The organism is Epilithonimonas arachidiradicis, from assembly GCF_003610695.1.
Taxonomy (GTDB): Bacteria; Bacteroidota; Bacteroidia; order Flavobacteriales; family Weeksellaceae; genus Epilithonimonas; species Epilithonimonas arachidiradicis.
In genome coordinates this window covers 45,722-65,521 of the sequence record NZ_RAQH01000010.1, presented here as the reverse complement: position 1 = coordinate 65,521, position 19,800 = coordinate 45,722, and the positions used below count along the sequence as shown (strand labels likewise).

The 19,800-nt window shown below is 34.3% G+C and carries 17 protein-coding genes and 1 tRNA gene; 11 read left to right on the top strand and 7 right to left on the bottom strand.

The features are described from left to right. Nucleotides 1-3 precede the first annotated feature (3 nt). From BXY58_RS14730 to BXY58_RS14710, 5 genes are all read left to right on the top strand, one after another. Nucleotides 4-282: a hypothetical protein gene (locus BXY58_RS14730; RefSeq protein ID WP_120214632.1), complete on the top strand. Its 279-nt coding sequence runs from the start codon at nt 4-6 to the stop codon at nt 280-282. Nucleotides 283-513: 231 nt separating this feature from the next. After that, on the top strand, nt 514-954 hold the full coding sequence (locus tag BXY58_RS14725) for a DUF6804 family protein (RefSeq protein ID WP_120214631.1): 441 nt from the start codon (nt 514-516) through the stop codon (nt 952-954). Continuing rightward, nucleotides 947-1,357, top strand: coding sequence for a tellurite resistance TerB family protein (locus tag BXY58_RS14720; RefSeq protein WP_120214630.1), 411 nt, complete (start codon nt 947-949; stop codon nt 1,355-1,357). Before BXY58_RS14725 ends, BXY58_RS14720 begins: the two co-directional genes overlap by 8 nt. 3 nt (nt 1,358-1,360) lie before the next feature. Further along, the gene (locus BXY58_RS14715) at nt 1,361-2,698 is read left to right on the top strand and encodes a coiled-coil domain-containing protein (protein WP_120214629.1); all 1,338 of its coding nucleotides are present in this window, start codon (nt 1,361-1,363) and stop codon (nt 2,696-2,698) included. Nucleotides 2,699-2,709: 11 nt separating this feature from the next. After that, on the top strand, nt 2,710-3,597 hold the full coding sequence (locus tag BXY58_RS14710; protein ID WP_120214628.1) for a hypothetical protein: 888 nt from the start codon (nt 2,710-2,712) through the stop codon (nt 3,595-3,597). Between the two features lie 124 nt (nt 3,598-3,721). Here BXY58_RS14710 and BXY58_RS14705 read toward each other — a convergent pair. Then, nucleotides 3,722-3,792, bottom strand: a tRNA-Gln gene (locus BXY58_RS14705). A 100-nt stretch (nt 3,793-3,892) separates the two neighbouring features. Between BXY58_RS14705 and BXY58_RS14700 the strand changes: the two genes are divergently transcribed. Further along, on the top strand, nt 3,893-4,921 hold the full coding sequence (locus tag BXY58_RS14700) for an acyl-CoA synthetase family protein (protein ID WP_120214627.1): 1,029 nt from the start codon (nt 3,893-3,895) through the stop codon (nt 4,919-4,921). Then, nucleotides 4,921-5,313: an alternative ribosome rescue aminoacyl-tRNA hydrolase ArfB gene (gene arfB, locus BXY58_RS14695; protein WP_120214626.1), complete on the top strand. Its 393-nt coding sequence runs from the start codon at nt 4,921-4,923 to the stop codon at nt 5,311-5,313. Before BXY58_RS14700 ends, arfB begins: the two co-directional genes overlap by 1 nt. On the opposite strand, the gene BXY58_RS14690 is transcribed toward arfB, so the two are convergent. Beyond that, nucleotides 5,303-5,830, bottom strand: coding sequence for a DUF922 domain-containing protein (locus BXY58_RS14690; RefSeq protein ID WP_120214625.1), 528 nt, complete (start codon nt 5,828-5,830; stop codon nt 5,303-5,305). The two genes, arfB and BXY58_RS14690, sit on opposite strands and share 11 nt — an antisense overlap. A 78-nt stretch (nt 5,831-5,908) precedes the next feature. Here BXY58_RS14690 and cdd point away from each other — a divergent pair, with 78 nt between their 5' ends. After that, nucleotides 5,909-6,388, top strand: a complete 480-nt coding sequence (cdd, locus tag BXY58_RS14685) for a cytidine deaminase (protein WP_120214624.1) — start codon at nt 5,909-5,911, stop codon at nt 6,386-6,388. A gap of 221 nt (nt 6,389-6,609) precedes the next feature. Here the strand turns inward: cdd and recF are convergent, their stop codons facing one another. From recF to BXY58_RS14660, 5 genes are read right to left on the bottom strand one after another with little or no spacing between them, the layout of a single operon-like run. After that, nucleotides 6,610-7,692: a DNA replication/repair protein RecF gene (recF, locus tag BXY58_RS14680; RefSeq protein WP_120214623.1), complete on the bottom strand. Its 1,083-nt coding sequence runs from the start codon at nt 7,690-7,692 to the stop codon at nt 6,610-6,612. After that, on the bottom strand, nt 7,689-7,997 hold the full coding sequence (locus BXY58_RS14675; protein ID WP_120214622.1) for a type II toxin-antitoxin system RelE/ParE family toxin: 309 nt from the start codon (nt 7,995-7,997) through the stop codon (nt 7,689-7,691). The genes recF and BXY58_RS14675 overlap by 4 nt, the downstream gene beginning before the upstream one ends. Next, nucleotides 7,985-8,224 (bottom strand): hypothetical protein, encoded by a 240-nt coding sequence (locus BXY58_RS14670; RefSeq protein ID WP_120214621.1) that lies wholly within the window; start codon nt 8,222-8,224, stop codon nt 7,985-7,987. The genes BXY58_RS14675 and BXY58_RS14670 overlap by 13 nt, the downstream gene beginning before the upstream one ends. 43 nt (nt 8,225-8,267) lie before the next feature. Next, on the bottom strand, nt 8,268-10,067 hold the full coding sequence (locus BXY58_RS14665; protein ID WP_120214620.1) for a hypothetical protein: 1,800 nt from the start codon (nt 10,065-10,067) through the stop codon (nt 8,268-8,270). Nucleotides 10,068-10,076: 9 nt separating this feature from the next. Beyond that, the gene (locus tag BXY58_RS14660; RefSeq protein WP_185140478.1) at nt 10,077-10,847 is read right to left on the bottom strand and encodes a UbiA prenyltransferase family protein; all 771 of its coding nucleotides are present in this window, start codon (nt 10,845-10,847) and stop codon (nt 10,077-10,079) included. A gap of 156 nt (nt 10,848-11,003) precedes the next feature. On the opposite strand from BXY58_RS14660, the gene BXY58_RS14655 reads away from it, so the two are divergent. The 3 genes from BXY58_RS14655 (at nt 11,004) to BXY58_RS14645 (ending at nt 19,751) form a co-directional block, all read left to right on the top strand. Continuing rightward, nucleotides 11,004-16,961, top strand: a complete 5,958-nt coding sequence (locus BXY58_RS14655) for an alpha-2-macroglobulin family protein (protein ID WP_120214619.1) — start codon at nt 11,004-11,006, stop codon at nt 16,959-16,961. A gap of 85 nt (nt 16,962-17,046) precedes the next feature. Beyond that, a complete protein-coding gene (locus tag BXY58_RS14650; RefSeq protein WP_147366854.1) occupies nt 17,047-17,505 on the top strand; it encodes a hypothetical protein in 459 nt (152 codons plus the stop codon). A 20-nt stretch (nt 17,506-17,525) separates the two neighbouring features. Further along, complete coding sequence (locus BXY58_RS14645; RefSeq protein ID WP_120214617.1) at nt 17,526-19,751, top strand: zinc-dependent metalloprotease; 2,226 nt, start codon at nt 17,526-17,528, stop codon at nt 19,749-19,751. Nucleotides 19,752-19,800 lie beyond the last annotated feature (49 nt).

Genomic DNA, 19,800 nt, shown 5'->3' with positions numbered 1-19,800 from the left:
GCTATGAAAAAACTACTTTTTACTTTATTGACATTAGGATTATTAATCCCAACAACTTACGAAGCTTCAGCAAAAAATTATTCAAATACAGAATTTTTTGCTAAAAGACAGAAGAAGAAAAAATCTTCTAAAAAGAAAAAATCATCAAAATCGTACTCAAAGAAAAATGGCTGTACATACAACGGTTATCCGTTAGAAGTCGGACCAAGAGGTGGCTGTTATTATTGGGCAGGAAATAGCAAAGAATATGTGGACAGAAGCTACTGTTCAGGATGTAATTAGGTTTTTAACACTTTAGAATTTGACTATGAAAAAAATAATTTTACTTTTTATAATCTGTTTATCATTTAATTCCTGTTCTAGAAGCGGAGATTCAGATGGAGATTCAAACAGAAGATGTACTTATAATGGACACACATTATATGTAGGAGAAAAAGGTGGCTGTTATTATTTATCCTCTGGCGGAAATAAGGAATATGTAGACAAGAGTTATTGCTCTGGATGTAATTAACGATGGAAGCAAATAATTCTAAAAATTTCAAACGATTAGAAATTATCTACAAAACATTTTTCTCTTTTTACGCACTTTGCTGTTTCTTCGCTATTCTTCCTTTACCATTATCATATTACACATTTCTTAGAATCATCGTTTTCATTGCATCAGGAATTGTGGTTTATTATTTCGGGAGACAGAAAGAATATCATTGGGTAATTGTTTTCGGAATCATCTTGATTTTATTCAATCCGATTTTTCCCATTCATCTTTATCTCAAAAGTCTCTGGATTCCGATTGACATTGTAACGGGGATTTTATTCTTGTTGCTGGTCGTCATCAGATTAAAAAAGAAAGAACCGCTTCAGGAAATCATCCCGGAAAAACCGACTACAGCTAAAACATTCAGCAGGGACAGAATCATTAGAACTTCATCAAAAAACAATAATAACAATGAATGAAATTATAGAACCAACCGAAAACCTTAAAGCCCATTTTTTAAGGCTTTATCAAATGGCACTTTGTGATGACAATTTTAGTCCACTTGAACTGAAAGCGCTTTACAAATCGGCCGAAGAACGCGGAATCTCACAGAAAAATCTGGACGAGATCCTTCTCAATCCCATTAATTCTAAACTAAGTATTCCGGAAAGCATCGAGGAAAAAATTGATTACCTATATGATTTGACTGTAATGATTTGGGCGGACGGTGTAGTTTCGCCGAATGAGAGAACGGCTTTGGAAAAATACGTCCTGATGTTCGGATTTATGGAAGAAAATGTATTACAAATCGTGGATTATCTCATAGATTCTGTAAAAGAAGGAAAAAGTAAAACTGACATTTTTAACGATTTAAAAAACTAAATTATGACCAGTAATATCAAAAACATTTTCAGGCTGAAACCTGTTGCAGTTGAGAAAGAAGAATCTCCTCTTAAAATTGTAGAAACCAACAACAATGGAGAAGTAACGGAGGAAAGCAGAAAGAGAACCTACCACGAATCTGGTTATAGAGATAGCTCTCGCAACAATGGAAACCACACCGCTTTATCGATTTGTCTGGACGCGATCTATTCCAAATTTCAGAATGAGGAAAAAGAATTGGCTGACAAACAAAACAAATTGAAAGAACCCTACATCAACGAGCAGAAAAATAAAGAAACCGAAATCAAAGGTTTAACAGTTTCTCTTGACAATAAGGAAGAACAAATCAAAGAAATTCAGCAGAACATCGAGACTGTTCAGAATAAAATTGAAACATTGAAATTCGAAATTAATGACATTCCGAAAAACCCGGAACTGTATCAAATCAATGCCAGTAAAGGTGCTTCTACGAAGTTTTGGATCGGCTTGCTACTTTTGATTCCAATCAGCCTTTATTTGTTTACATTTTATATCTCGACCTCGTTTTCGGCGTTCTTTAAAACATTTGACCCGAATGTAAGCATAATGCAAAGTGTTTTGGACGCGCAGGCATTCAACAAAGCTTGGGATGAAGGCCCGTTAGAAGGCGCTTTTGTGACTTTGATTCCGTTTGTTTTCCTCGGTTTAGGTTATTTGATTCATATGTTTGGCGAGAACAAAAACTGGCTGAATTACGTGAAGATGTTCCTGCTTTTTGTGGTAACATTCGTGTTCGATGCCATTCTTGCTTATGAAATCGAATCGAAAATCTACGAACTCAACAAAACTTTTGACTCACCGCCTTTTGATTTGTCGATTGCTTTTACCAAGAATCAGTTTTGGGGAATTATTTTCGCCGGATTTGTGGTCTATATTATTTGGGGATTGGTTTTCGATTTCATTATGAAAGAACATAAGGAAAAAGATAAAATCAAACACGAGCAAATCAAAAAACAGAAGGACATCCTTGTTCATCAGGACCGTATCACAGGTTTTGAAAAACAAATGGAAGACATCAAAAACGGTATTGCAAGCATCAAGGAATTAATCATCAAAGCCAGAGGAAGAATCGAGGAACTCCAAAATATTATTGATGGCGTTATCATTCCAACCAAGGAGTATAAATCTTATGCATCAGAATATGTGCAAGGCTGGATAACCTTCGTCAATGAAAAGCTGGCTGTTTCTCATCCTGTAAAACAGGAAATGATTGAAGAATGCAAAAATCAATATAATTATAATCTGAATAAAGTCGGAGCCAATTCCGACAGTCAAAATTCAGTTTACGTTTCTGTCCTTTAAAACTAACATCTATGAAATATATATACTATCTGCTAATTCTGTCATTGTCTTTAATTCAATGCAAAAAAAGCGAACCAAAAACCGGAGTAACTGCAAACAATGATTCCATTGCCAACAACAAAAACCTAAATATCAGTATTTTGATCGACCTATCTGATAGAATTGATCCTGAAAAATATCCGAATCCTTCAATGGCATATTATCAACGCGATTTGGAATACATCAAAGCGATTAAAAACGGATTTATCGACCACGTCAAGAGCAAAAAAGTAATGCAGCTGAATGACCAGATGCAGATATTCTTCAATCCCGAACCTTCCGATTCCAAAATCAATGACTTTGCCAAACAGCTGAAAGTTTCCTTTGACAAGAATACTTCCAAAGAAACGATTAATCTGGTTGACGAAAAATATTCAACCTTACCAGAAAAAATCTACCAATCGGCGATTCAGGACAAGCAATATGTCGGTTCCGATATCTGGGGATTTTTCAAAAATAAGGTCAATGATTATTGCATCAAAGACAAACATAGAAACATTCTTTTTATTTTAACAGATGGTTATATGTTTCACAAAGATTCTAAATTCACAGAAAATGGAAAAACATCCTACCTTACACCGGAACTCGTAAAATCACTAAAACTGAATATGTCCGATTTTAAATCTAAAATGGATGAAAAAGGTTTGGGTTTTATCAAGGCCAATGGCAACTTTAACAATCTGGAAGTCGTGGTTCTCGGCATCAATCCGGAAAAGGGAAATCCATTCGAAGGTGATATTATCAAAACCTATTGGGACAATTGGCTGAAAGAAATGAATGTAGCTAAATATCAGGTTAAAGATGCTGATTTACCTACTAATCTGGAACCCATCATAAAAAATGTGATTCTGAATAAATAAAAATAATATTCAGCTAATAAAATGAGTTTTCAACATTTTTGAAAGCTCATTTTTTTCACTTTAATAATAAATATTAACAAAAAAAATAACCAACTGAAATTCAGTTGGTTATTTAGTTACGATGTAGACCCACAGGGATTCGAACCCCGACAGGCGGTACCAAAAACCGAAGTGCTACCGTTACACCATGGGTCTGTCGTTTATTGTGGTGCAAATGTACAGCTTTTTTTTTAAGTTCCAAATTTTCTTCGAAAAAAAATGCATAATTTTATAAAATAATTTTTCACACATCTCAATGTTAATCGACCTTTTCAAAGCTTCACCAATCCACCAAACCTCATCTAACGAATTTGAAACCAAAGTTTTAGACTTCATAAATGAGTGGTTTTCGGAGTCAAAAACGGTGAAAATTATGAGTTCTGGTTCTACCGGAATTCCGAAAATTTTTGACATAGAAAAATCAAAAATGTTGAACTCGGCGGAGATGACTTGTGATTTTTTGGATTTAAAAGAAGGAAATTCAGCTCTACTTTGTCTTCCTATTGAATATATCTCGGGAAAAATGATGGTTGTAAGAAGTATTTCGAGAAAATTAAAACTGAAAATTGCTCCAATTTCACTTAATCCTTTAGAAAATACCAATGAAGACACTGATTTTTGCGCAATGACACCTTTACAAGTTGAAAATTCCTTAGAGAAAATTCATTTAATAAAAAATCTAATTATTGGTGGCGCTGCAGTTTCAGAAACTTTAAAAAGTAAAATCTCTCAAACCCTTAAATCCTCAAACTCTCAAACCAAAATATTCGAGACCTACGGAATGAGCGAAACTCTTTCTCACATCGCTTTGAAACAGGTTTTCCCAAATCAGCAAGATTGGTTTAAGGTTTTTGATGGTGTTGATATTTCTTTGGATGAAAGAGGTTGCCTGAAAATATTTGCTCCAAAACTTAATTCTGAAGTTTTACAGACCAATGATCTGGTTGAAATTAATGATAAAAAGCAGTTCAAATTTTTAGGAAGGATTGATAATATAATTAATTCCGGAGGTGCGAAGATTTTTCCTGAAGAATTAGAAAAACTCGTTAAGAAAGTAATTCCAAATGAAGTTGTATTTCTTGGAATTGAGGATGAAAAATTAGGACAGAAGTTAGTTTTAATCATTGAAGGCGAAGAATCACAATCTATCAACCATCAATTATCAACTATTAACTACAAAAAATCTTTTCATAAACCAAAAGAGATTATTTTTGTAGAGCAAATCCCAAGAACGCCGAACGGAAAAGTAAATCGTCTTGAATTGAAAAAATTGATTACTAACTAATGAAAGATTTTTCTACCGAAATCAGTTACAAAACTTCCCGCTCTTCCGGAGCTGGCGGACAAAACGTGAACAAGGTGGAAACGGCTGTTACGGGAATTTGGAACGTGATGGAAAGTCAGTTTTTTTCTTTTGATGAAAAGTTGAGAATCTCGGAAAAATTGAAAAACAGAATCAATTCTGAAGGTTTGTTGCAAATGACCTCATCTGAGAGCAGAACACAACTTCAGAATAAAAAAATTGTGACCGATAAAATGTTAGAACTGGTTGAAAAATCACTTTTTGTTCCAAAAAAACGTGTTGCTACAAAACCTTCGAAAGGTCAAATACAGAAACGTATCGACAACAAAAAGAAATTGTCTGAGAAGAAGGAAAACCGGAAATTCAGGTTTTAAAGTCTGACAATTTTTCTATTTCCTGATTGATTTCCTCAGTATATTCCAATTGTTTATCACGAATTCTTCCGTGATTAGTTACCGTTTCATAATCCTGCTGATAATCCTTGTAATCATCATAAATATTAGTGTAAAACTTTTGAAGCGTTTTAGCATCTATCGTTTTGTTGCTGATTAATTTTCTAAATCTTCTCGCAAACAATTCAGCAATATCAAAATGACTTTGCTCGTGCATCAGAACCAAATCAGTTTTGTGGTCATTATGTGCCCAGGATTTTGAAGGCACAAAAAAGGATTCAATCTTAACTTCTTTGGAAGTGAATTTTTTGGTTGGACTGTTCAACAAATAGGAAATTCCGCAAAAGGTTGTTGCGGCGGCTTTGGAAGTATTCGGTTGCGTTTTCGATTGGAAATCTTCCCAAACCAACTTCCGGCTTTCATTCCAAAAAATCTTGTCTTGAGCCTTGGTCAATCCAATGATAAACAGAAAAATAAGTGCTAAAAATGGTCGTAACATATCTCTTAGATGTTTTTTTTCAATTAATGTTAATTTATTTCCACAAAAAATGTATTTTTACCTCCCTCATTTTAAAAAATGGAAAAAGAGATAAAAATCAACTTTGAAGTTATCCCGAGTTACGATGAACTCAACGATATAGAAAAAACACTTTTTGATAAAGCTAAAACCATCCGAGAACAAGCTTATGCGCCCTACTCCCATTTTTTTGTTGGTTGTGCGCTTCTACTAGAAAATGGCGAAATAATCACAGGAAGTAACCAGGAAAACGCCGCATATCCTTCCGGTTTGTGTGCTGAGAGAACGACTATTTTTTGGACTTCGGCAAATTATCCAGATGTGAAAATCAAAAAAATATTTGTGATTGGCGGACCAGAAGATGCTTTGAGTTCAGTTCCAATTCCACCTTGTGGCGGCTGCAGACAATCTATCCTGGAATATGAGGCTAAGCAAAAAGAAAAAATCGAAATCTATTTTGCCGCACCCAACGGAGAAATCATCAAAACAAAATCTATCCGAGACTTGTTGCCATTCTCATTTGACGGAAGCTTTTTGTAACTTTTAGGAGCAACAAGCTGGTGGCTTCGGTAGAACATTTCAACCTGCTGTCCACTATATCTTTTTTGTCATTGCGAACAACGTGAAGCAATCTGTTGAACTTTTCAACAATCGCAATAACAAAAAAGGATGCCGTTCCCATCAGGGCTAGGTTCAGGCTTTGTATTTCTTTTCAACAATATAAAAAATGGAAAAACCCATTCAGAATCCTGAATGGGCTTTTATGATATTTCAAAAATTCTACTTTCTTCGTTAATGCGTTTTACAACGTTTTCTGTTCGTTCTTTGTGCGTATCAGTAATGAAAATTTGACCGAAACTTTCTTTGTTAACTAATTCGATTAATTGAGAAACTCTGGTATCATCTAGCTTGTCAAAAATATCGTCCAGAAGAAGGATTGGAGACTTTCCGGTCAGTTCTTTGATTCTGTTGATTTGAGCTAATTTTAATGAAATTAAAAATGATTTCTGCTGACCTTGTGAACCTATTTTTTTGATTGAATTACCATTCATTTCAAATAACAAATCATCTTTATGAGTTCCTTTGGAAGTATAGGTCAAAGCTCTGTCTTTATCGATAGTTTGAGATAAGAGATTGTGAAAATCGTCATTCAAAAGATGAGATTCATAAATAACATTTACGAGTTCTTTTCCGCCTGAAATGATTTCGTAAAAATGCTGAACAATTGGATTCAGTTTTTCAATAAATTCTTTTCTCTTCTCGAAAATCCTTGTTCCGAAGCTTGAAATCGGGTCATCATAAATCACCAGAGAATCTTTGTCAAACGTCCTGTTCTTCGCAAAATATTTCAACAAAGCATTTCTCTGCTGAACGGTTTTCTGATACTGAATCAAATCAAAAAGATAAGAAGAATCGGTCTGAGAAATCATCGCATCCAAAAACTTTCTACGACTTTCTCCCGAATCGGAAATCAAATTGGAATCGTAAGGCGAAATCATCACACTTGGCAAATAACCAATGTGGTCAGCTAATCTGTCGTAGCTTTTATCATTCTTTTTAATGACTTTTTTAGACTCTTTTGGCTGAAGAATTTTGATGATATCTTCTTTCTCATCATTCTGGATTTCGGATTCAATAACAAAAAAATCTTCATTAGATTTCACATTGTTGAGGTCAGAATTTCCCAAAAAACTTTTACCGACAGAAAGATAATGAAGGGCATCCAGAACATTAGTCTTCCCTACTCCATTATTTCCTACAAAACAATTGATTTGAGGCGAAAATTCGAATGATTGTTCCGAGTGGCTTTTGAAATTGATGAGTGAAAGTTTGTTGATAATCATAATCCCAAAAGTTTTTTCAGTTTACTCGGATTTTGACGATTATCCCACACAGAAATAATGTAGAGTAAATCTTTTTCTAATCTATAGACCAATCCGTAATTTTCAAAATGCAAAATTCGATATGGTTCGAAATTGGTTTCAATACCACTTAAAGGATTAGACTTTAATAAATCAATTTTTTGATAAATAGTAAGGTTTAGTTTTATAGAATAACGATTACTTTTATTTCTATTATTCCAGTAATCGAAAATGGCGTTTCTCTGTTTTCTTGCAAGCGTTGTCCAAATGACCTTTACTTCATCCATTCTTCATCCAATTTTCTTAACTCCTCGTCGGAAATAGTTCGTCCATATTTAATATCCTCTTCCGCAACTAGAATCATTTCTTTCTGACTTTTGGACAAAATATATTTTGCATCTTCTTCAGGCTGAACAGACAAAAAAAGATTTTCAACGGCTTGTAAGAAATTGACATTCGTAGTAGAAAAGATTCTTTCTACCAGTTTGCTTCTTAATACTTCAATATTTTCCATCACTCAAAAATTTATGTAAAGATAAAACTTCTCAGCAAGAAAATCAATTTCCGAAGTTCACAAAATGCGGAATGTCCGCCGCAAAAGTATTCATCGGCATCATATTGTTTCTGTAGCTGTTGAAGTCAAAAACAGAACTGTTGTCAAACGGCACCTTCGGATAATACATAAAAGAAACCTGAATCCTGTTGAAAACCAGATAAGGATTGTTGATCAGAACCCCGATTCCAACTTTTGTGTTGACATTGGTTTTTAGCAATTTTTCATCAGACATTCCCAGCCAGCCAACAGCCGTTGTCAAATATGGGCTGAAATGAAAATTTTTCCAGGTTTTGTTGATGAAAAACTGCAATTGATATCTTAAAACCAATTTTTTTGTTCCTATGTAATCGTAATCGTAAACCGGAAACTCGTCTCTTGCAGAAAGGTTGATTCGGTCTTTGTAAGAATAATTATTTTGAGGATTTCCTAAAGCTAATGTTGGAGAAAAGAAATGACGAACCTTGGCAAACTTCCAATCCATCACGTTGGTAAAATAAGTTCCGTCTAGCCGAAAAGCATCACGGTTGATTTTTTCTTCGTTAAAAAATCTTCCAAACTGTGCTTTGATATTGAAGTATCCTATTTTCGTAAAATCCCCGTAAGCAGCGGAAAGCCCGGCGTAAGGAACTACTTCCTTGCTTCTGGAAAGCAATCCTGCAGTGACATTGAAAGCATTTCCGTATGGAATATCCTCAGGCAAATCATATTGGAAAACCTGCTTCTCCACCGAAAATTTTCTCTGGATAAATCCTGCCGAAGCCAAGAAACTATTGTAGGAACGGAAATATTGAAACTGGTCAATCCCGGGACTGTCTTTGTACTGATAATTTGTGAATCGCCCTATTAAAGCGATATTGCTGGAAACCCGCTCTTCATTATTTTTTGAAACCGGAATCTGATAACCACCCCACAAATCCTGGCTATAAACCTTGATTTGAACTTCAGGAAATGTTTGAACATCTTCCAAAGGCAACAAAACGTTTCGCATAAAATATTCGAAAGTGAAACCACCAGCCCATTGCGTAAGCGGTGAGAAAAAATCACGTCTTGCACTCAGATTGATTCGCTCATTTTTAAAAAAATCACGCTCTCCCAAAATCTGCGCATTGATATAACTTCCGAAGAGATTATTCGCCAGATAACTTCCGTATAAATAATCCTGTTTTTCCTTAGAATCATTACGGTAAAGAAAATCAACTTCGTGACCGAGTCCAAGCAGGTTTTCTTCGGTGAAACCCAATCCTATCTTGCTTCCGGAATAGCTGAATCTTGGTTTCAGGCTCCAGGAATCCAAAACCTTCACTACCACATCAATAGAATCGCTGGAGCTGTTTTCAACGGCAATATTGACACGGTTAACAAAATCCATCTGGCGAAGCAGACGTTCAGATTCATATAATTTCTGAGCATTATATTCTTCACCTTTTTTGAAAAGCAGATAATTATTGACCACAGAAATCCGGGTGTTGGAATGGAGATGATTCGTAAACCAATCATACCATTTTGACTTTTCTTTTTTCTCCTTTGTATTATAACCAAACGGGTCAATGGTTTCAATTTTTACATTTCGGATAAATTTTCCGTCATAAGATTCCTGAGATTGCTTTTCTGTTCTCGATTTAACAGAAGCCGAATCAGCTTCCCGACGAAATATAAAGCGATGAATGAATTTTGTAAATTTTCTCCTGTCCGAGAATTCTTCAATTTTGTAATAAATCGAATCTTTTTTCTCCTGCGCCTTAGCAACGGAAAACAAACTTAAAAAGACGATGATCAGGAGAATAGATTTATTATTGAACATTCGGATATTTTAACAAAACTGCAATATCAATTTGTAAGCCAAAAGATATAACAAAGGAAGTCCACTACAGCTTTCTACCAAAAAACTAAAATAAGCTTCCCGATTATTATTTTCAGAAAAATAAATTAATAAAAATGTGATAATTGTAGTCAGGAAAAAACACAACGCAAAAACTAAATCCAGATAGAAAACACTCAATAGACCTGAAATAAAAACTAATAAATAGGCCAGAAATTTAGTCCTCTGGACACCAATCAGAATCGGAAAAGTCACAACGTCGTCACTGTTCATATCTCGGATATCAAAAGGCAAAACCAAAGCCGAAATGAACAACCAAGTAATGAGAAAAATCCCCCAATTAAATTCCGGAAGAATGAGCCAGGAGTTAATCAAAGCCCAGGTCAAGCCAACGTAAAAAATCTTGAGCAACGGAATTTTCCTAATGAATTTATCGAGAAAAAAAGAATTGTAAAGCAAACCAATGATGACAATCACAGCCCATTTCAACAGTCTGATTTCGTTATGATTAAAAACAATCAAACAAAAACTTAAAATCCCACAAATCGAATTAAAAATCAGAATTTTGATGAATTTCTTTTTATCGTACTGATACTTGGTGTAAAGATAACCGCTGAAGTAGGTAATGAAAATCAAAAGCAAACTTGGCCAGCGAAATATGTTTTGTTCCAGCATAAAATAGGCAGCCAGAAAAGTTCCCATTAATGAAACATAAATCTGACTGTCGATGACATATTTTTTTGCTAAATTTAGAAACGACATTGATTTAACAAATGTCGGAAAAAATGTTCTAAATAAATAGAAAGTCAATAAGCTTTAAATTTTTCAAAAAAATATTTTTTTCTTTCCAACCTTACGATAAAACAATGCATCTTTATAACGTGATTCGGTTCACTGATTAAAAAATAAAAGTCACTTATGAAAATCCTAAAATCCTTATTAGTATTCTTATTAATATTTGCTACTATGAATTTTTCCGCTCAAAACTATTACGACCAGCAATGGAAAAAAATTGAAGACAACTATAAAAAAGGCACTTACAAATCCAATCTTCCCATCATCCTGGAAATACAAAACCAAGCTTTGAAAGATAATAATGCGATACAAATTATAAAGTCTCTGAAAGCTGAATTCAGTATTACAAAACAGACTAGGGATAATACAAAAAACGATGAAAATTCTAAATTCTTTTCGAAGCTTCAGAACACCGAAAGCAAATTGAAAGGTGATGAAAGACAATTGTTTCATCTTCTGACGTTGGAATTCATCAAAGATTATTATCAGAATAATTCTTGGAAAATCAATCAGAAAACCAATATCGATAACGCCGACTTATCTCAAATCGAAACCTGGAGCAAGCTGGATTTTAAAAATTATTTATTGAAGAATTATTCGGATTTAGAAAAAGAAAATGCTGCTTTGAAGAAAATCCAAATGCAGAAGTACAGTGAAATATTTGATGCATCTGACAATCTTGAATATTTCCCAACGCTATCTGATTGGTACAATTACAATTATATTGAGTTCTTAAGAAATCAAAATCTCTTCACACCGAACGAATTGAAAGTGAATTCGACCAAAATTAATTCGATTTTTGATTCGGAAACTGCTTCACTTTCTGGAAATGCTCAGTTGTACTTCAAACATCAAAAAATCAATTATAATTGTGAATTAAATAATTGCAAAGACAAATTCGCGCAACTTGAAAAATTGGTCAAAGACGAATCTGTAAAAGGCGATTACAAAGTCCTGATTATTGATGATATGATTGAACTTCTTCAGCAAAAACAAGATTACAAATTGGCCTTGATTTGGATAAATGATGCGAAGAAAATGTTCCCAAAATCTAAGTTTCTAAATAACATTAAGAACAAAGAAAATCAAATTAAAAATCCTCAGCTAAACATATTTTATGAAAATGAAACGCAGAGTAACAAGCCAATTCACATTGTTGCAGAAGGAAAAAATGTAAAAAACTTTTCACTCAACATTTACAAAGCTGATGACAACGCAGGTTTTCTAAATTATGTTTTCGATTCTTATCAAAATCCTTTTGCAAAAGTCAAAAAAACATTGATAAGAAAAGACCAATTCTCTTTACCAGAGTCTTCGGATTTTAAAACGCATAAAACATCTTTGGAGCTAAAAGCACTTCCAGCAGGAATTTATTTGGCAGAATATGTTGTGGAAAATTCGGTTCAAAGGAATTTCTATTTTATAGTTTCTGATTCCAAAATCATTTATTCCAAAAAAGATGATTCTAATCCAAAAGCTAATATTCTGAAATTGGTGAATAATGAAAACGGAAAAGTATTTGCCAACGAAACTCTTGAAGTAGCTGAATATGTGAGAGGAAAGCAAATTGTAAAACATTCTGTCAAAACGGATGCTTCCGGAAATTTCCAAATTCCGAATTCTGATAACAAAGAATATTACAGAAATTTCCTCATCAAAAATGGAAACAATTATTCACTGATAAATGTTTATGGTTATAATGATTACAATAACCGAAGCAAATCTGAAAATCAGGAATCTGCACAAATTTTTCTTGACAGAAAAATCTACAGACCTGGACAAATTGTTTATTTTAAAGCAATTGCAACAGGAATCAATGGGGAAACCCAGAAAGTGAAAACATTGGAAAAAGTTCCATTGAATATCACTTTACACGATGCCAATGGTGAAGAGTTGCAAACTTTAAAACTCACAACTAATGCATTTGGTTCCGTGAATGGCAGTTTTACGCTTCCAAAAAACAAACTGAATGGAAGTTTCAATATAGAAGTGAATAATGATGATGACAAATCTGGTTTCCATATTAATGGCTATACGGATTTTCAAGTCGAGGAATACAAACGTCCAAAATTTGAAGTGATTTTTGACCCAATAAAAGACGAGTACAAATACGGTCAAACTATTGAATTGAAAGGAAAAGCGATGATGTTTTCAGGTGTTCCTCTGAGCAATTCAACAGTGAATTATGAAATCAAAAAGCAGAATATCCGTTGGCGCTATTTCTGGTGGTATCCTCGTGGAAATGACAATGAAAACTCGATTTTGGGCGATGTGAAAACCAACGAGAAAGGCGAATTTACCATCAAAGTAGAATTGAAAAAAGACGAAACTTTGGACGGGATTCAAATTGATAACTATGCCATCAATGCTTCTGTGACGGACATCAATGGCGAAACACAATCTGCAAACACCAACGTGAAAGTAGCTTCGGTTTCTCATTATATCACGGCAAATGAAATCGGAAATATATTTTCTGATGACGCTGTGAAGTTGACAGTTGACACCAAAAATTATAACGACCAGGTTTTACCAAAATCTTACAACGTAAAATTGGAAAAACTGGAAGAACCAAAACAAATTTTCAGAGAGAATTTTGCTTCTGTTGTTCAGGATTTGCCACAATTATCTAAGAATGAATTTGTACAGAAATTTTCTCACGACAGGTTTGATAAAAATGATGATGTGAAGAACTGGAAGTCAGAGAAACAATTGATTAACCGCACAGAAAATCCGTCAACCGACAACAAACAACCGACAACCAAATTAGATTTAGGAAAACTTAATGCCGGAACTTACAAACTTCAACTTTACAATATCGAAGGAAAAGACACGATAAAAACGGAGCAATTCTTCAAAGTCTGGGATAAAAAATCGCTGGGTCAAAACCAAAATCCATTCTTGGAAGTGATTAAACCAACGCAGGATTTCAAAAGAGGAGAAAAAGCAAAAGTGTTTGTTTACTCTGCAATTCCGGATGCTTTGGTTCAAATTTTCATTCAAAATGGAAAAGGAGAAACTGTAACGGAAACCAAATCTTTCAAAAATGGAATTTTGGAATATGAAACTGTAATGCCGAAAGATGAAAGTATCTCGAGAGTGAATTTGCAATTCCAATTGGTGGCTTTTAATGATGTGAAAACCGAATCGGTTGATTTGAAAATTGCAGACAGCAAAGATGATTTGAAAATTGAAACGGTGACATTCCGAGACAAATTACAACCCGAGCAAAAAGAAAAATGGACGATAAAAATTTCTGGTGCTGATAAAGAAAAAATCAATGCTGAAGTTTTGGCAAATATGTATGATAAATCGCTTGACCAATTTGCGTCTAATTCTTGGAGTTGGCAGAGATTCTATTCGCCTTTCTATCAAAGTTCTTATGAATTAAGAAACGGTTTGGAACAACAATATTATAATGGAAAAACTAATTATTTGAATACAAATAATGTTCGTATTCCTCAATTCAATTGGTTCAATGGTGCAATTTTATTTGGCTCTGATATAGATGGTGACGGAATTGCAAATTCCGATGATGCTTGTCCAACTGTTCCTGGAACTGCTGAATATAAAGGCTGCCCAAAACCAAAAGCAATGTATGCAAGTGAAGTTGAAATGTCTGTTTCGGCTCCAGCAATGAAACTTCAAGGAAGAGCTGCCGGAGTTAAGATTGATGACTTAGCAACAACGCAAGATATGAAAGGGATTATTACATCAAAGGATAAAGATTTAGACAAAATCCCAGTCCGTCAAAACCTCAACGAAACAGCATTTTTCTATCCTAATCTTCTTACAGACAAAGATGGAAATGTATCATTCGAGTTCACTTCTCCAGAAGCTTTGACACAATGGAAACTAATGTTTTTGGCTCATACAAAAGATGCGAGAAGTGCAATTTTGGAAAAATCGGTTGTGACACAAAAAGAATTTTCTATCACACCAAATTATCCAAGATTCTTACGAGAAGGCGACGAATTGAATCTTCAATCAAAATTATCCAGTTTGGTGAATCAAAAACTGAATGGTGTTGCGCAATTACAGATTTTGGATGCGTTTACGAATGAAGATATTTCGGAGAAATTCGGGATTAGTCAATTGACTGCGGTTCCTGGTTATAATAAAGAACAATCTTTTTCATTAGCTGAAAATGGAAATACATCCACAACTTGGAAACTGAAAATTCCTAATAATGTTTCTTCAATTATCATTAAAATCGTTGCAAAAGCTGGCAGTTTTTCTGATGGCGAACAAAAAGCAATCGCAGTTCTTCCTAACAGAATGTTGGTAATAGATGCGCTTCCGATTTTTGTAAAAGAAGGACAAACGAAATCGTTCACTTTGGAAAATCTGAAAAATTCCGATTCTAAAACCTTGACGAATGTTTCCAATACTTTGGAACTGACAACCAATCCGATTTGGGAAATTATGTTTGCGCTTCCAAGCCTGAAAAATGATACTAATAATTCTGCGGATGTTATTTTCAATAAATGGTTTGCAGATGTTCTGGCTTCGGAAATTTTCAAAGCAAATCCAAAATTGAAAACTGTTTTTGATGAATATCAATCCAAAGGTCTTTTGACTTCGAATCTTGAAAAAAATCAGGAATTAAAACAATTGTTATTGGATGAAACGCCTTGGGTTTTAGAATCGAAAAATGAAACGGAACAAATGCAGAAATTAGCAAGATTATTCGATGCGAATACGATGCGAAATTCCATTAATGATGATTGGTCAGAATTGGTAAAACTGCAAAATCCTGACGGCGGGTTCAGTTGGTATCAAGGTTATCCAAGTTCTTATTACACTTCGCTTTATATTTTGAAAAATCTTGGAAGAATCAATGAATGGCTGAAAGGAAATCTTTCTGATTATCAAAATTCTGAACAAAAAGAAATGGTCAAAAAACTGGTTTCTTATGTTGATAATGAAGTGAATAAATATTGGAAAACGGATAAAGATAATGTGTGGAACAATTTTGTTTTGGATTATCTGGACACAAGACATTATTGGGAAAAAGAATATGCTTTGAAGGCTAAAGGAGCAACTTTGAAATCCTCGGTTATTTCCAAAGCGAAAACTGCAAAAATCACTGACTTCACATTCTTTGGATTGCATCGTTCTGCCTTATTATTCAATAATTACGGATTGAAAGAGGTTTCGAAAAAATTGATGACTTATCTTAAAGAAACTTCAACAGAAACAGAAACTCAAGGTGTTTACTGGAAACAAAACCTGAATGATTGGGGTTGGTATTCTTCCAAAACCGTTAATCACGCTGGTGCTTTAGAAGCTTTTCAGAAATTAACGCCGACTGATGAAACTTTGATTGAAGAAATGAAAATCTGGCTGATTACTCAGAAAGAAGTTAATTCTTGGGGAAATTCCAGAGGAACAGCGGAAGTTATTTTTACGATTTTGAATTCAGGGAAATCTTGGACGTCTGTAGAATCTGATAAAGCTGAAATTAATTGGGGAGCAAAAGATTTATATCCAGTTCCACAAACTTCTGCAACAGGATATTTTAAAACTTCAGTAAATTCTGATAAGTTGGATAAAAATCTTGCGACAGTTTCTATTAAAAAAGAAAGCGCTGGGATTGTTAAAGGTGGTTTGTTCTGGCAATACTATGAAGACCTTGATAAAATAAAATCTTCGGAAAGTTATATTTCGATTTCTAAAGAATTATACAAGAAAGTGAAAACCGAAAATGGGGAACAATTAGTTAAAATCAATGAAAATTCGCCAATCAAAGTTGGAGATAAAGTGACTGTAAGAATGATTCTGAATACGGATAGAAATATGGAATTCATTCATTTGAAAGATATGCGAGCGTCTGGTTTTGAACCTTTGGATGTTATTTCTGGTTACCAATGGAAAAATAATCTGGGATATTATCAATCAACAAAAGATGCTTCCACCAATTTCTACATCGAATATATGCCGAAAGGAAAATATGTTTTCGAATATGATTATGTTGCCAATGCGAGCGGAAAATTTTCTAACGGTATTACAACTTTACAGAATTATTATGCGCCGCAGATGAATGCACATACGCAGGGAACGAAAGTTGAAATCAAAGAGTAATTAAACTTGAAACTGTTAAAAAAACAATCAAATAGTATTATTTGATTGTTTTTTTTTATTTTTAACCAATAATTTTTTTCAAAATATGAAGTTTCTAAATCATTTGTTATCAATTGTAATTGTTAGTATGATTTCGTGCGCTTTACCAAACCAACAAAAAAATACAGAAACCACTTTGCAAAAGGGAAAGATTATAGATTTTGAAGAAATTAATCACGTTAATTTAAAATTAATCAATACTGAGTATCGAATTCTTAATTCACAGGAAGAAATCAATTTAATTTATAAAAACATTAATAACAATAATCCTTCACCGAGAAAGAATCCTATCCCGTCTTTCAGCGAAGATGAAACTTATATTGTTTTACAGCCCAAAATTGAAAAAACAGATTTTGTGATTAAAGAAATTCTGGAAGGCAATGATAAATTGGAAATCAACATTGATATATATGATAATCCGGAATTTATTAATAAAAAATATCCTATTAGCATTATCAAATTGAATAAAAAAACACAATACAACAATATTGTAATAAAAAAATAAATTATTTAAATAAATTTTATATGAACAGAAAATTACTAATTACAGCAGGAGTAATGGTTTCGGGATTATTATTCTCCCAGAAAAATTACTGGAAAGCCGTTTCAGGTGTCGATAATAGAATACCTGTTTATGACAAAACAGCAACGCCTTCTAATTATAAATTATATTCCCTTAATTTTGAAGGAATTAAAGCAGATCTTGCAAAAGCACCTCAACGTTTTTCCAATGATGAGTCGCTGGTTCTTAAGTTTCCTACAGCAGAAGGAAAATTGGTAGATTATGTAATACAGGAAGCGTCTGTAATGGATCCTGCACTACAGGCAAAATATCCAGAAATCAGATCTTATGTCGGTTATGAAAAAAATAATTCAGGAAGTTCTATTCGCTTCAGTGTATCTCCTTATGACGGCGTGAATGTAATGTATTTCAATGCTGGAAAAACAGCTTACTTGGATACACATACACAAGACAAGTCAACTTATATGGTTTATAACAGAGCTGATCTTCCTGCAGATACAAGAGGATTCACGTGTTCCTATGAAAATCCGGAAGATACAGCGTCCGCAGTACCGACCGAAGCATCACTTGTACAGGATGGCCAATGGAGAAACTACCGTTTAGCTATTTCTACGACAATGGAATATTCCAGATATCATATCAATAGAGCCGGATTATCTACAGGAACAGTTGACCAAAAGAAAGCTGCAGTACTAACTGCAATGAATACAACGATGACGAGAGTAAATGGCGTCTATGAGAAAACGCTTTCTCTAACAATGACCATGATTGCTAACAATGATCAATTGCTTTCTATAGATGTAGATGCATATGCTCCTGGTTTTACAAACAATGACGGTTATGCATTATTGGACGAAAACCAGGCTTTCATTGATTCTAAAATCGGAAACTCCGCTTATGATATTGGTCACATCTTCAGTACCGGTGGTGGTGGAGTTGCGCAACTTCGATCTCCTTGTACAGCTAGCAAAGCTCGTGGGGTAACTGGAAGCTCCGCACCTAGAAACGATGCGTTCGATATAGATTATGTAGCTCACGAAATGGGCCACCAGTGGGGAGCACAACACACTTTTGATAACTCTTGTTCCAATAACAGATCTGCGTCTACATCTGTAGAGCCAGGAAGTGGTAGTACAATTATGGCCTATGCAGGAATCTGTCCTCCAAATGTACAAAATAATAGTGATGCTTATTTCCATGTGGTAAGTGTTAACCAGATGTATAGCAATATCACAACTGGAACTGGCGCTTCTTGTGCTGTAAAAACAGCTAACAACAATCAAGTTCCGGTTATCCAACCACTTACCAATTATACAATACCTAATGGAACTGCTTTTGTGCTGTCCGGAACAGCGACAGATCCAGATGGGGATGCTGTAACTTACCTTTGGGAACAGACTGATATTAGACCATCAACTACATCAACCGCTCCTAGTTCCACACAAACATCAGGAGCAGTATTCAGATCATATACTCCTACAACTTCCAACTCACGATACTTCCCAGCAATGGCTTCTATAGCTGCAGGAAACTTAGCACCTACTTGGGAAGTTATTCCAACAGTTGGAAGAACGCTTAATTTCTCATTATTTGTTAACGATAACAAAGCAACAGGGAATCAAGCGGCAAGAGCCAATATGGTAGTGACTGTATCTGCGGCGGCGGGACCTTTCAAAGTTACTTCTCAGGCAGCAGCAGCTAACTATGTTGGAGGATCACCTTTAACTGTTACCTGGGATGTAGCTGCAACAAATGTTGCACCTGTGAATACGCAGAATGTACAAATCTTATTATCTTCTGATAATGGACTTACTTATCCTACTGTTTTAGCAGAGAGTGTTCCAAATAATGGAACGGCAACCGTAACGCTTCCAAACGAAGATAACAGCAATGCGAGAATTATGGTTAAAGCGGTTAACAATATCTTTTTAGCGGTTAATGCTACAAGGTTTAATATCAATAAAAATCTTGCGGTAAATGAGTCTGCTTTTGATAAAGGATTTGCTATCTATCCAAACCCTGCAAAAGGAGAAGTTAATATCTCTTTGAGTAAAGTTAATAAAGGAGCAACATATCAGATTCTTGATCTTTCTGGAAAGCTAATTTCTAACGGATCTTTGGAAAATGAAAAAACTCAGGTTAACATTTCTAATTTGAAAACCGGAACTTACAGAGTAGTTATCTCTAACAATGGAGAAACAACAAGTAAAAATCTTATTGTTAAGTAGTCAACAATAAATACCAATAAAAAACCAACTTCAATGAAGTTGGTTTTTT